Raw genomic sequence first — 12,163 nt, 5'->3', positions numbered from 1 at the left:
CCGCAGGGGAGACGCGCACTGGCGGGGCCGCGACTCCCCTGCGGTGCCCCTGAAACGACTCACGCCCCCTCGGAGGAGGGGGCGTGATCAGGCGTGGAGCAGATCCACTATCGGGGTGACTGATGGGAATTGAACCCACGACAACCGGGACCACAACCCGGTGCTCTGCCAACTGAGCTACAGCCACCATGCTCGCCGCTGCGGTTGCCCGGGCGGTGCGCGGACTAATAATAGCCACACTCCGGCCGACCTCGTCCACCGGGTTCGGGCGGGCGTCAGAGCTGGGCGGCGATCGCCTTCGCGGCCTCGACGTCCGGGCCGGGCAGCGGCACGAACAGGGTCCGCCGGTAGTACTCCAGCTCGCGGATGCTCTCCCTGATGTCGGCGAGCGCCCGGTGGGCCAGGCCCTTCTGCGGCTGCCCGAAGTACACCCGCGGGTACCAGCGCCGGCACAGCTCCTTGATCGACGACACGTCGATCATCCGGTAGTGCAGGTGGGCGTCGAGCCGGGTCATGTCGCGGGCCAGGAAGCCCCGGTCGGTGGCGATCGAGTTGCCGCACAGCGGCGCGGTACGCGGGTCCTTCACGTAGCTGGTCACGTAGTCGAGCACCATGTCCTCGGCCTCGGCGAGGGTGACCGTGGAGCGGCGTACCTCCTCGGTGAGCCCGGACTTGGCGTGCATGCTGCGCACGATCTCCGGCATGCCGTCGAGCACCTCGTCGTCGGCGTGGATCACCACGTCGACGCCGTCACCGAGCACGTTGAGATCGGGATCGGTGACCAGCGCCGCGACCTCGATCAGCGCGTCCCGCTGCAGGTCCAGCCCGGTCATCTCACAGTCGATCCAGACGAGAAGATCAGCCACCGGAACAGACTACGCGCCACCGACCCGCCCGCGCCTCGGCACGGTGGCCGAGGTGGACCGCTAGGGTTTCCTGCGTGCCAGCCGAACCCGCCGCCCCACCCGCCGTCGCCCGCGACGACGCGGGCGCGCGTACGGTCCGGCGGGTCGTAGCGGTGCTGGCGCTGGTCGCGATCCTGCCGGCGCTCTACCTGCCCAACCTGCGCCACGACTACTACGACCAGAAGATCTACATGTCGGCGATGGACTGGTGGGCGGCCGGGCATCCGCTCTACGACTACGTCCAGCCGGACCGGGTGCAGGGCGCCCTCTACTTCACCTATCCACCGTTCGCGGCGCTGCTGCTGCTCCCGTTCGGGTATCTGCGGCTCGGCGTGGCCGTCGCCACGTTCGCGGTGCTGACAGTGGCCGCGGTGGTGGTGACGACCCGCTGGCTGGTGCTGCCGGTGCTGCGGCGGCACGATCTGCCGCGCGGTTTCGGCCTGACGGTCGCCGTGCTGCTGGTGCTGGCGGTGGAGAGCACCCGGGAGACGCTCACGCTCGGGCAGATCAACATGCTGCTGGTGGTGCTGATCCTGGCCGACCTGCTGTTCGCCGTACCCCAGGGGCGACGCTGGGCCGGCGTCGGCGTGGGTCTGGCCGCGGCGCTCAAGCTCTTCCCCGGCATCTTCGTGCTCTACCTGCTGGTCGCACGCAGGTGGCGGGCGGCGGCGGTGGCGGCGGCGACCGCGGCGGCGGCCACGTTGCTGGCGGCGGCGGTCGCGCCGGGCGACTCGTGGCGGTTCTGGACCCACGAGCTGTGGGCCACCGACCGGGTGGGCCGCACCGACTACACCGGGAACCAGTCGCTGTTCGGGCTGCTCAGCCGCTTGGCCGCGTCGGCCGAGGCGGACCGGCTGCTGTGGCTGCTGCTCGCGCTGGCGGTGGCCGCGTTCGGTCTGTGGCGGGCCGCGCGGGCGGCTCGGGCGGGGGACGCGCTGGTGGGTCTCACACTGACCGGCCTGGTGGGCGGCCTGGTCAGCCCGATCACGTGGATCCACCACCTGTACTGGTTCATCCCCGCCGTGGTGGTGCTCGTCGACGCGGCGCTGGACGCCGATCCGGCGACGCCCGCCGGGGCGCGCCGTCGCGGCGGCCTGTTCGCGCTGGCCGCCGTCGTCGGTCTGCCGATCGTGTACGGCCTGGTGACGTTCCAGGACTGGGGCACCGCCGTCGTGCACACGGACGACCCGGTCGACTTCGTCGTCCGCAACGTGTACGTGCTGCTCAGCCTGCTGTTGCTGGCGGTGCTCCCGATCCGTCACCATCGGGACGAGCCTCGGATAACACGGACTGAACGGACACACCTCGCAACAAACGGCGATCAGCGCTAATCTGGTCTCAACTACCTCAGATTTCTCCCAGGTAGCACCGATCCCCCGGTGAGGACGGCCCTCCGCGTCGGCAGCGCGGAGGGCCGTTCGGGTTTCCGGTCGTCAGTCCTGGTCGTCCGGGCACCGGCTGGGCAGCGGGGCGATCGCCGCGCGGGTCCGCCCGTGGGTGCCCGAGCCCACCGCCACCAGATGCCGTTCGGGCCGCGACGCCGGACCCGGCTGCCGGCCCAGCCCGCTCAGCGAGGTGACGCCGAGGCGCCCGGCCAGCACCGGCACCTGGTCCGGCTCGACCACGAAGACCACCTCACGCGGCCGCAACGGCCGCAGCAGCACCACCACGGCGAGGATCACGAACAGCGTCCCGCCGGTCAGCAGCGCCCACGCCAGCCCGGGGAACCAGCCGGCCCGCAGCTCGCCTCGCATCCGCAGGTCGAGCCCGTCGGCGCCGTCGACGCGCATCACCACCAGGCTCAACGACCGGCCGCTCAGCTCGGCCGGGCTCCACTCCAGCGAGCCGATGCCCTCGCGTACCCAGAAGGGCTGGGCCAGCGGCACGGCGACACCGTCGCCGGCGGTCGCCGGGTCGAGATCGACCGGAAGCGCCCCCCGGGTGACGGCGACGCGGCGCACGGTGCTGTGCGGGACGTCGGCCAGCCACCGCCGTACCTGGTCGGTCGGGGCGAGTCCGAGAAAGACCGGGCCGTGATCGTCCCGCGCGGTGAGGTGCAGCCGGGCCTGCCCGGTGCGGGCCACCGGCAGGTCGGTGCGCAGCAGCGCGTCCACGTCGGTCACCAGCACCGCGCGGGCGGGCGTGCGGACCGGCTCGAACCGGGCGCCGAAACCGCCGTCCGGGTCGGCGTGCCGGGCCGCGAGCCAGAGGCCGGCGCCGGCCAGCAGGGCCGGAACCCCCAGCGCCAGCAGCAGCATGCCGGCGATCGTGCGTGCGAAACGCATTCGCGTCGTCCCTCTCGGTAGCCAACTACCCGCCAGACCTTACCGACGCGGGTCGGCCGATCGCCGGATATCGGCGGCACCCGGCCGGGACGGCGACCGGCCCGGCGGATCGTCCCGCCGGGCCGGTGCGTCGCTCGCGTTCAGGACTTCGCCGCGGGCTCCCGGCGGGTACGCGCGAACGCCAGCCCGCCGAGGACCAGGCCGCCGAGACCGGCGACCAGCCCGGCCACCCCGAGCGCGACGGCCGCGCCCGACTCGGCGTCGTCATCGTCGTCTGCCGCCGCGGCGGCCGGCGCGCTCGCGCCGGGCGAGGCGGGAGCGTTCTCGGCGGCGGCCAGCTTGAGCACCGGCGCCGGGTTCTCCGGCTCCTCCGCGCCCGGCGTCGGCTCCTCGATCCACCGGGACACGTTGCCGTCGGAGTACGTCTGGAGCACCTTGAACACCATCGTGTCGACCTGCGGCAGCGGGCCCATCGACACCGGGAACTCCTGGAACTCGCCCGGCTTGACGCCGCCGTTCGGCGCGGCGGTGAAGGTCAGCTTGGAGACCGCCTCGGTGAGCTGGCTGCCGTGCACCTCGATCGGCGGGTCGACCTTGCGCTTCTCCACGGCCACCGTCCAGCCCGCCACCGGCATGGTGGAGACCGAACCGACGGGGGCGTTCTCCGGCAGGTTCACCTCGACCTTGACCGTCGACGCCGTGTCGCTCTCGTTCGGCACCCGGAAGGCGAACCGGCCGTAGCCGCCCTGCTTGCCCTCGGCCGGGTTGATCGTGACGTGCGCCGAAGCCGACCCGGCCAGGCCGAGCACGGTCGTGGCGACGGCGGCGAGAGTCAGCGCGGCGACGGTCGCGGAGCGCCGGAGACGGATCATCAGTGGGACCTTCCCGTTACTTGATCGGCACGGTGGCGGTCACCGTGGCCTGGTCGATGTCGGACGTGCGGACGGTGATGCGCAACTGCCAGTCACCACGGGCCGGCAGGTTGACCTCGCCGGTGGCGTGGTTGTCGCTCAACGGCAGCAGCGGGACCGTGATCGGTTCGATCCCGGCCGACGGCAGGGCGGCGGTGACCTTCCACTCCTGCACCGGCTGCGGCCTGTTGTCGGGGGTGTAGGCGTACAGGTGCATCGAGTTGTTGCCGGTCTCGGCCGGGTCCAGCTCGACCTGGAGCGAGTAGATCGGACTGCTCAGCGTGGTGGAGAAGTAGCCGGGCGAGGCGCCCGGCGCGTCCGCGACGGCGGTCCGCGCCGGTGTGGTCTGCACGAGCGTCGCCGACACGCCCAGCACCACCGCCGTGATCGCCAACTCGGCCACCACCGCCCGCCGCATCGAACCCGGCCGGCCGGCGGCGACCCGCCGCCGCACCAGCGCCCGGGAGTACGCGGCCACGCCGATCACCAGCGCGAACAGCGCGATCTTGGCGAGCAGCAGCTGCCCGTACGTGGTGTCGATCAGGGCCTGGACGCTGGCCACCTCGATCAACCCCTGCACGGTGCCGGCCAGCAGCAGCGCGGCCACCGCGAGCGCCGCCCAGCGGGACCAGATCGGCAGGATCGCGTCCAGCTCGCGCTCGTCGGCCCGGCGCAGCAGGAACACCGCGAGCATCACCAGGCCGCCGAGCCAGACCGCCATCGCGCCCAGGTGCACCGCGTCCACCACCACCGACACGGCCGGGGCCGGTGAGGCCGCCGCGTGCCCGGCGAGCGGCCAGGTGAACAGCGCGGCGCCGCCGAGGACGGCGAGGATGATCCCGTCGGTGCGGCCGACCGGGCCGGCGAACAGCGGCCGGAGCAGGAACGCCGCCGCGGCCAGCAGGCCCAGCCGGACCAGGTGGGTCGTGCCGTACGCGCTGCCGAGCACGTCGCCGAGCCCGGAGCCGGTCACGTCGAACAGGCCGCCGCCGTTGACGTAGGGCACCTGGAGCCAGACCTCGGCCAGCGTCGCCACCGCCAGCACGCCCAGCCCGGTCCAGGCCAGCCGGGCCGGGCCGCGGCGGGACAGCCGGCGCGGCCAGAGCGCGGCCAGCACCAGCGCCGGGCCGACGAGCAGCAGCAGTCCGGCGTAGCCGGCGTACTTCGCCACCTTCACCGCGGTCTCGGTCACCGGGTTCGCCCGGTTGTCGGTGCCGCTGTCGGTGGGCGGCTCGGACGGCGCGCCGACGGAGTAGGTGAAGGCGCCGGAGACCGGGTGACTGTCCGCCGAGATGACCCGGTAGCTCACCAGGTACGTGCCGCGCCCCGCGCCCGGGTCCACCGGGATGGTGACCTCGGCACCCTGGAACGTCGGCTCGCCCCGGTCGGCCCGCGAGCCGTCGGGGGCGATCACGCGTACCTTCCCGGGCACCTTGCGGACGCCCTCGCTGAAGGTGATCACCACCTGCGCGGGCGCGTCGGGCACCACCGCGGAGGCCGCCGGGCTGCTGCTCACCAGCACCGCGTGGGCGCTGGCCGGGGTGGCCGGCACGAGCAGCAGGGCGACCAGCAGGAGCAGCAGCCCGGCGACGGCCCCGGATCGGGCGGCGACGGCCCGGGACGGGCGGCGTACGGCAGCAGTCATGACCGCCATGGTTCCCGAACCGGAGCCGATCCGGCGAGCCGGTACCGGGCAGGCGTGACCGAGCGCCCACCCGGCGCGGCGGCGCGCGCCACGCCGGGCCTGCTCGGAGGTCATGGGAGGGTAGTCGGACGGCGGCGGGAAAAAGTTCCCGGCGTGTGCGGGACCACGGAATGGGCCGAAGGACCCTGTCCCGCCCAGGTACGCCGCGTAACCTCGGGTGACGTGATCCCCGGCCCGCGCGACACCGCCGCCGACCGCCCCGAGGCGGCCTCCGAGGCTGTCCGGGACACGGCCACCGGCTGGGCGCTGGCCGCCCGCGACGGCGACCGCGACGCGCAGGCCGCCCTCGTCCGGGCCACGCAGGCCGAGGTGTGGCGCTTCGCCGCCGCGCTCGTCGACCCGGACAGCGCGGACGACCTGACCCAGGAGACGTACCTGCGGGCGTTCCGGGCGCTACCCGGCTTCGAGGGGCGCTCCAGCGTGCGTACCTGGCTGCTCGGCATCGCCCGCCGGGCCTGCGCCGACCACCTGCGCACAGTCGTACGCCGCCGACGGCTCGACGCGCGGCTCGCCGCCCAGGCCGCCACCGACCGCCCCTACCCGGACCCGGCCGGTCAGCTCGGCGCCACCGACCTGGTCCGCCGGCTACCGGCCGAGCGGCGCTCCGCTTTCGTGCTCACCCAGCTGCTCGGCCTGTCCTACGCCGAGGCCGCCGACGTGGAGGGGGTGCCGGTGGGCACCATCCGCTCCCGGGTGGCCCGCGCCCGCGACGAGCTGGTCGGCGCCGTCGGCGACACGATGACCGGATAGCGGGAACCAATCGTGACGCTCGGACGACGAATGACTGTGACCCCCTCCCCCTCCCCGGCCGGGCGCTGGCAGACCCTGCGGCCCTGGCTCGGCATCGCGGCCCGACTCGGACTTGCCGCCGTCTGGCTGATCGCCGGTGGCACCAAGGTCGGCGACCTCGCCGCCTCCGGCCGGGCCGTCAACGCCTACCAGGTGATGCCGTACGAGCTGGCCACCGTGATCGGCGCGGCGCTGCCCTTCGTCGAGCTGGCCCTGGGTCTGCTGCTGCTCGCCGGGCTGGCCACCCGGATCAGCGCCGGGATCTCGGCGGCGCTGCTCGTGGTCTTCATCGCCGGCATCGCCTCGGCCTGGGCGCGCGGCCTGGCCATCGACTGCGGGTGCTTCGGCAGCGGCGGCCAGCTCGCCGCCGGCGAGACGCCCAGCTACCTCCCGGAGATCCTCCGGGACCTGGGATTCCTGGCGCTTGCCGGGTTCCTGCTGATCTGGCCCCGTACCCCGTTCTCGGTGGACGGCTGGCTGGCCGGCGACGACACCGTGGAGGACACCGATGAGTAGCCGCAAGGGCCGCAGGGACGCGGCACGGGTGGTACGCGAGCAGATCGCCCGGGAGAAGCGCCGCAAGCGCACGCTGTGGACGTCGATCGCCGCCGTGCTGGTGCTGGTCATCGCCGGCGGCATCGGCTGGGCCGTCTACTCCAGCCAGAAGTCGGACGACTTCACCGCCCCGCCCGGGGCCAACGACGCCGGCACCGGCATCGTCCAGGGCACCGGCCCGGTCACCATCGACCTGTACGAGGACTACCTCTGCCCGGCCTGCAAGCAGTTCCAGCAGATCAACGGCGAGACGCTCAACCAGCTCGTCACCGAGGGCAAGGCCAAGCTGGTGTTCCACCCGGTCGCCTTCCTGAACCGCTTCTCCACCACCGAGTACTCCACCCGCTCCTCGGCCGCCTCCGGCTGCGCCGCGCAGGGCGGCAAGTTCCGCGAGTTCACCGAGCAGCTCTTCGACAAGCAGCCGCCGGAGGGCGGCGCCGGGCTCAGCAACGAAGAGCTGGTCGACATCGGCGCGGGCGTCGGGCTGAACCGGGACGAGTTCGCGTCCTGCGTATCCGACGGCACGTACCGGTCGTGGACCGGGCACGTCACCGACGAGGCGAGCAAGGCCGGCGTTACCGGCACCCCGACCATCAAGATCAACGGCAGTGAGCTGCGGGACCGCAGCCCGGAAGGGATCAAGGCGGCGGTGGAGGCGGCCGGGAAGTGATCCCCGCACCCCTGCGCCGGGCCGCGCTGGTGCTCACCGTCGCGGCCACCGCCCTGCTCACGTTCGCCGCGCCGGCCGCCGCGCACGGCGCGGACGCGCCCGACGGCACCGACTACCGCGCCACGATCACCGGCGTCGACCCGGCCCGGCCCGGACTCACCGCCCGCATGGTGGAGGCCGGCGCGCGGCTGGAGCTGACGAACGACACCGGCGCCGACGTCACAGTGCTGGGCTACTCCGGCGAGCCGTACCTGCGCGTCGGCCCGGGTGGCGTGTACGAGAACACCCGCTCCCCCGCCACGTACCTGAACCGGACGCTGGCCGGCGAGACCCGGCTGCCGGCCGAGGCGAACCCGGCCGCCGCGCCCGACTGGCGGCGGATCGACGACGGGCCCACCGCCCGCTGGCACGACCAGCGCACGCTGTGGCGGGAGGACGCCCCGCCGGCCGCCGTCGCCGCCGCCCCGGACCGGGAGCACCGGGTACGCGACTGGACGGTGCCGCTGCGCGCCGGTGACACCGCCGGAGCCGTACGCGGCACGCTGGACTGGGTGCCGCCGCCCGACCCGTACCCCTGGTGGGTGGCCGCCACGCTCGGCTTCCTGGTGATCGGCGCGGCCGGGCTGGCCCCGGGCGGCACGACCGCCGGAGTACGCGCGCTGCGCGGGGTGGGCGCGCTGCTCGCCCTCGGCGGCGCGGCGACAGTGGCGCTCACCGTCGCCCGGGCGATCGACACCGGCGCGCCCGGTGTCGGCGGGATGCTCGCCGAACTGCTCACCGGGCAGGTGTGGACGCTGCTCACCGGCCTCGGCGCGCTGGCCGCGGGCGGGTACGCGCTGGCCCGCCGCCCGGCCGCCGACTTCGTGCTGGCGCTCGCCGGCGCGTGCCTCACGGTGTTCGCCGGGGTGACGAACCTCGCCGCGCTGTCCCGCGCGATTCCCCCGGCCGCCGGCCCGCCCGTCCTGGTGCGGGTGCTCGTCGTCGTCGGCCTGGCCACAGGCGCCGGCGCGGTGGCGGCGGGCCTGCTGCGCCTGCGCACCGCCGCAAGAGCAGCCCGCCCCACCCCCCACCCAACCCCCACGCCCTGACCCGCCCCGCCCCGCCCCGGCCCGGCCCGGCCCGGCCCGGCCCCCGGCGAGATCTTGGTACCAAACGGCCCCCATAGGGGCCCTTCCCCACCAAGATCTCCACTGCTCCCACCACGCGGAACGCCAATCTCGCATAACGGGACGCCGCGCGCGCCACAACAACCGGCCGAACGAGGAACTACCGCCCACCCAAACCCATTCCGCCCGGCATCCAAGGCGTTCACGACATCTCCGGGGCCGCAACCGCAAGATCACCGAAACCTACGAGCGCCGGGCAGCCCGAGTGGAACACCACGGGTGTCAAACCGGCCCCGACACACCCATCACGTTCCACTCCCGCCGCACTCGCCCCTGGGCGGCGCGATCTTGCAGTTGCCGACCCGAGCGTGCGGCTTTTGCCCGGAATGCCCGGGCGGAAAATACAAGATCGCGGCGGAGGGGGACGGGAGGGGCTAGGGCGGGGTCAGGTCGGGCGGGGGGCGAAGCCGTAAGGGAGTTCCAGGCGGTGTGCCGTCAGCAGCGCCTCGTCGGACAGCAGGTCGGGCGTCGGGGCGTCGGCGACGATCCGGCCGCCGTCCAGGATCACCGAGCGGGGGCACAGCTCGGCCGCGTACGGCAGGTCGTGCGTGACCATGAGCAGCGTCACCGGCAGGGCGCGCAGGATCTCCGCCAGCTCCCGCCGGGCGGCCGGGTCGAGGTTCGACGACGGCTCGTCCAGCACCAGGATCTCCGGGCGCATGGCGAGCACGGTGGCCACCGCCACCCGCCGCCGCTGCCCGAACGACAGGTGGTGCGGCGCCCGGTCCCGGTGCTCGCTCATCCCCACCGCCGCGAGCGCCTCGTCGACCCGGGCCGCCAGCTCGGCCCCGCGCAGGCCCAGGTTGGCCGGCCCGAACGCGACGTCCTCGGCGACTGTGGGCAGAAAGAGCTGGTCGTCCGGATCCTGGAAGACGATGCCGACACGGCGGCGTACCTCGGCCAGCGTGTCCCGGTCGCGGGTGACGGTCAGACCGCCGACGCTCACCGTGCCCTCGGTCGGAGTGAGGATGCCGTTGAGGTGCAGCACCAGCGTGGTCTTGCCGGCGCCGTTGGGCCCGAGCAGCGCCACCCGCTCGCCGCGCGGCACGGTCAGGTCCACGCCGTGCAGGGCGACGTGACCGTCCGGGTACGCGTACCGGACGCCGTTGACGTCGAGGGAGGGCGGCTGCTGCACGTACCCGATCATTGCAGGACGAGCGCGACGGCGGCGATGGTGGCCGCGATCGCCGGCACCGTCGCGGCGGCCGCCCACTGGCCGGCGGTGGCCGCGCCGGCCCCCTGCCACACCGCCGGCATCCGGCCGGTGTAGCCGCGGGAGAGCATCGCCAGGTAGACCCGCTCGCCGCGCTCGAACGCGCGCAGGAACAGCGCGCCGACCCCGGCCGCGAAGCCGCGCAGTTGCCACAGGAAACGCGGATCGTCACCCCGGGACACCCGCGCCACCCGCATCCGGCGGGCCTCGCCGACCAGCACCTCCAGGTAGCGCAGCATGAACGTGGCGATCTGGGTGAGGATCTGCGGGCACCGCAGCCGGTCCAGGCCGATCAGCAGGTCACGCGTCGTCGTGGTCGCCGCCAGCAGGAGCGACGCGAGTACGCCGAGCGTGCCCTTGGCGAGGATGTTGAACGCGCCGTGCAGCCCGTCGACGGACAGGGCGAGCCCGCCCACCTCGACCCGTTCCCCGGCGCCGAGGAACGGCAGCGCGAACGCGAACAGCACGAACGGCAGCTCGATCAGCGCCCGGCTGAGCAGCCAGCGCGGGCCGACCCGGGCCAGCGCGGCCACCACGGCGACCAGGAGCGCGTACCCGCCGAAGGCCCAGTACGCCTCCCGGGGCGTGGCCACCACCGCCACGCTGAACAGCACCATGGCGGTGATCTTCACCTCCGGCGGGAGGCGGTGCACCGGCGAGCCGGACTCGCGGTAGAGCACGTGCGCGTGCCCGGCGCCCACGGTCAGCGGGCGCCGCTGGACGGGGTCGCGGCCTCGTCCACCGGGTCGGCGCCCGCGGCGGTCGGGGCGGGCGAGGCGGGCACCGCCGGGCCGCGCCGGCGGGCCAGCCAGAACAGGCCGCCACCGAGCGCGAAGGTGAGCAGCACGCCGAGCACGCCGGACAGGCCGGTGGAGACGAAGTCGTTGCCGATTCCGCGTACGCCGTAGTCGGCCAGCGGGCTGTCCGCCAGCTCGTGGTCCTTCGCCTCCTGGGCCGGGCAGCTGCCGCCGGTGATCTCGTCGTCGGCGTTGACGGTGCAGCCCTTGAGCAGCGACGAGTCCAGCCCGTCCGGGTGCGACGAGGCGTAGTTGCTGACCACGCCCGCCAGCAGCAGGGCCACCAGCAGGCCACCGAGCAGGAACGGCCACTGACGCTTGCTCATCGGGCACCTCCGGCGACCGGGACGGCGGGAGCCGGCGCGGCCGGCTTGAGGGCGCGCAGCGCGTACACCAGATCGGGCCGGACCTTGGCGACGGTGACCACAGTGGTCGCGGTGATCAGGCCCTCGCCGATGCCGATCAGCAGGTGGGCGAAGGCCATGGTGCCGGCCAGGCCGGTGAGGTTGCCGCCGAGGTCGGTGGTGCCGCCCAGCCAGTACTGCAGGACGAAGCCCTGGGACGCGACGAGCACGCTGACCAGCGCGGAGACGAACGCGGTGACCGCCAGCCCGGCCGGGGTACGCGGCAGCACCCGCAGCAGCAGCGCGACCAGCAGGTACGCGGCGGCGGTGCCGAGCAGCGCCATGTTGGTGATGTTGAGGCCGAGCATCGCCACGCCGCCGTCGCCGAAGACCAGCGCCTGCACGATGAGCACCACGGCGACGCAGAGCGCGCCGACCCAGGGCCCGACGAGCAGCGCGGCCAGCGCGCCGCCGAGCAGGTGGCCGCTGACCCCGGCGGTGAAGATCGGGAAGTTGAGCATCTGCACGGCGAAGATGAACGCGGCGACCAGGCCCGCCATCGGCGCCAGCCGGTCATCGAGGTCGGCCCGGCCACGCAGCACACAGAAGGCGAGCGCGGCCAGGGCGAGGGCCGCGAAGATCGCGGCAACGGGACCGTTGATGATCCCGTTGGAGATGTGCATCGCCAGGGTGTCCACGGGCTCAGCGTATTTCCAGGAATGGGTTGTTGCCAATATCTAGCAACAACCCAGTTATGGCCGTCACCCGGTCCGTCACCCCGCCCGCGCGTCGCCGTCGGCCGCCGCCCCGGGCACGGCGGTAT

13 protein-coding genes and 1 tRNA gene are annotated in these 12,163 nt (G+C 73.9%); 5 read left to right on the top strand and 9 right to left on the bottom strand.

Translation table 11 applies throughout. From position 1 onward, the window contains the following. Positions 1 to 114 precede the first annotated feature (114 nt). Together AMK25_RS25085 and orn are read right to left on the bottom strand one after the other, a co-directional pair. Positions 115 to 187, bottom strand: a tRNA-His gene (locus AMK25_RS25085). An 88-nt stretch (positions 188 to 275) separates the two neighbouring features. Beyond that, positions 276 to 866: an oligoribonuclease gene (gene orn / locus AMK25_RS25080; protein WP_073830839.1), complete on the bottom strand. Its 591-nt coding sequence runs from the start codon at positions 864 to 866 to the stop codon at positions 276 to 278. Between the two features lie 74 nt (positions 867 to 940). Here orn and AMK25_RS25075 point away from each other — a divergent pair, with 74 nt between their 5' ends. After that, positions 941 to 2,236: a glycosyltransferase 87 family protein gene (locus AMK25_RS25075; protein ID WP_073830838.1), complete on the top strand. Its 1,296-nt coding sequence runs from the start codon at positions 941 to 943 to the stop codon at positions 2,234 to 2,236. A gap of 102 nt (positions 2,237 to 2,338) precedes the next feature. Here the strand turns inward: AMK25_RS25075 and AMK25_RS33270 are convergent, their stop codons facing one another. The 3 genes from AMK25_RS33270 to AMK25_RS25060 all read right to left on the bottom strand — a co-directional run bounded on the left by AMK25_RS33270 (position 2,339) and on the right by AMK25_RS25060 (position 5,746). Continuing rightward, positions 2,339 to 3,190, bottom strand: coding sequence for a hypothetical protein (locus tag AMK25_RS33270; RefSeq protein WP_073830837.1), 852 nt, complete (start codon positions 3,188 to 3,190; stop codon positions 2,339 to 2,341). A gap of 140 nt (positions 3,191 to 3,330) precedes the next feature. Further along, complete coding sequence (locus AMK25_RS25065; RefSeq protein ID WP_073830836.1) at positions 3,331 to 4,062, bottom strand: YcnI family copper-binding membrane protein; 732 nt, start codon at positions 4,060 to 4,062, stop codon at positions 3,331 to 3,333. 16 nt (positions 4,063 to 4,078) lie between these two features. Further along, positions 4,079 to 5,746 carry a copper resistance CopC/CopD family protein gene (locus AMK25_RS25060; RefSeq protein ID WP_073830901.1) on the bottom strand — a complete coding sequence of 556 codons (1,668 nt, stop codon included), beginning with the start codon at positions 5,744 to 5,746 and terminating at the stop codon, positions 4,079 to 4,081. A gap of 222 nt (positions 5,747 to 5,968) precedes the next feature. Here AMK25_RS25060 and AMK25_RS25055 point away from each other — a divergent pair, with 222 nt between their 5' ends. The 4 genes from AMK25_RS25055 to AMK25_RS25040 are packed head-to-tail and all read left to right on the top strand — an operon-like array spanning position 5,969 to position 8,908. Beyond that, positions 5,969 to 6,556, top strand: a complete 588-nt coding sequence (locus tag AMK25_RS25055) for a sigma-70 family RNA polymerase sigma factor (protein WP_073830835.1) — start codon at positions 5,969 to 5,971, stop codon at positions 6,554 to 6,556. A 30-nt stretch (positions 6,557 to 6,586) separates the two neighbouring features. Continuing rightward, positions 6,587 to 7,111 carry a MauE/DoxX family redox-associated membrane protein gene (locus tag AMK25_RS25050; RefSeq protein ID WP_073830834.1) on the top strand — a complete coding sequence of 175 codons (525 nt, stop codon included), beginning with the start codon at positions 6,587 to 6,589 and terminating at the stop codon, positions 7,109 to 7,111. Next, positions 7,104 to 7,820 (top strand): thioredoxin domain-containing protein, encoded by a 717-nt coding sequence (locus tag AMK25_RS25045; RefSeq protein WP_073830833.1) that lies wholly within the window; start codon positions 7,104 to 7,106, stop codon positions 7,818 to 7,820. Before AMK25_RS25050 ends, AMK25_RS25045 begins: the two co-directional genes overlap by 8 nt. After that, positions 7,817 to 8,908 carry a hypothetical protein gene (locus AMK25_RS25040; RefSeq protein ID WP_241826480.1) on the top strand — a complete coding sequence of 364 codons (1,092 nt, stop codon included), beginning with the start codon at positions 7,817 to 7,819 and terminating at the stop codon, positions 8,906 to 8,908. The genes AMK25_RS25045 and AMK25_RS25040 overlap by 4 nt, the downstream gene beginning before the upstream one ends. A 463-nt stretch (positions 8,909 to 9,371) precedes the next feature. Here the strand turns inward: AMK25_RS25040 and AMK25_RS25035 are convergent, their stop codons facing one another. Genes AMK25_RS25035 through AMK25_RS25020 form a run of 4 tightly spaced genes read right to left on the bottom strand, consistent with a single transcriptional unit; the run spans position 9,372 to position 12,038 of the window. Beyond that, positions 9,372 to 10,133 carry an energy-coupling factor ABC transporter ATP-binding protein gene (locus AMK25_RS25035; protein WP_073830832.1) on the bottom strand — a complete coding sequence of 254 codons (762 nt, stop codon included), beginning with the start codon at positions 10,131 to 10,133 and terminating at the stop codon, positions 9,372 to 9,374. Then, a complete protein-coding gene (gene cbiQ / locus AMK25_RS25030) occupies positions 10,130 to 10,900 on the bottom strand; it encodes a cobalt ECF transporter T component CbiQ (protein ID WP_073830831.1) in 771 nt (256 codons plus the stop codon). The genes AMK25_RS25035 and cbiQ overlap by 4 nt, the downstream gene beginning before the upstream one ends. A 2-nt stretch (positions 10,901 to 10,902) precedes the next feature. After that, complete coding sequence (locus AMK25_RS25025) at positions 10,903 to 11,322, bottom strand: PDGLE domain-containing protein (RefSeq protein WP_073830830.1); 420 nt, start codon at positions 11,320 to 11,322, stop codon at positions 10,903 to 10,905. Continuing rightward, a complete protein-coding gene (locus AMK25_RS25020; RefSeq protein ID WP_073830829.1) occupies positions 11,319 to 12,038 on the bottom strand; it encodes an energy-coupling factor ABC transporter permease in 720 nt (239 codons plus the stop codon). The genes AMK25_RS25025 and AMK25_RS25020 overlap by 4 nt, the downstream gene beginning before the upstream one ends. Between the last annotated feature and the right edge of the window lie 125 nt (positions 12,039 to 12,163).

Origin of the sequence: Micromonospora sp. TSRI0369, assembly GCF_001905625.1 — a bacterium.
Classification (GTDB): domain Bacteria; phylum Actinomycetota; class Actinomycetes; order Mycobacteriales; family Micromonosporaceae; genus Micromonospora; species Micromonospora echinospora_A.
Note: the sequence above shows the minus strand (reverse complement) of the source record. Positions and strands in the feature narration are given on the sequence as shown.

Excerpts from the sequence above, each read along its gene's own strand:
- AMK25_RS25060 (WP_073830901.1), bottom strand. The coding sequence starts at position 5,746 with ATGACTGCTGCCGTACGCCGCCCGTCCCGGGCCGTCGCCGCCCGATCC.
- AMK25_RS33270 (WP_073830837.1), bottom strand. The coding sequence starts at position 3,190 with ATGCGTTTCGCACGCACGATCGCCGGCATGCTGCTGCTGGCGCTGGGG.
- AMK25_RS25045 (WP_073830833.1), top strand. The coding sequence starts at position 7,104 with ATGAGTAGCCGCAAGGGCCGCAGGGACGCGGCACGGGTGGTACGCGAG.
- AMK25_RS25065 (WP_073830836.1), bottom strand. The coding sequence starts at position 4,062 with ATGATCCGTCTCCGGCGCTCCGCGACCGTCGCCGCGCTGACTCTCGCC.
- AMK25_RS25025 (WP_073830830.1), bottom strand. The coding sequence starts at position 11,322 with ATGAGCAAGCGTCAGTGGCCGTTCCTGCTCGGTGGCCTGCTGGTGGCC.
- AMK25_RS25050 (WP_073830834.1), top strand. The coding sequence starts at position 6,587 with ATGACTGTGACCCCCTCCCCCTCCCCGGCCGGGCGCTGGCAGACCCTG.
- AMK25_RS25035 (WP_073830832.1), bottom strand. The coding sequence starts at position 10,133 with ATGATCGGGTACGTGCAGCAGCCGCCCTCCCTCGACGTCAACGGCGTC.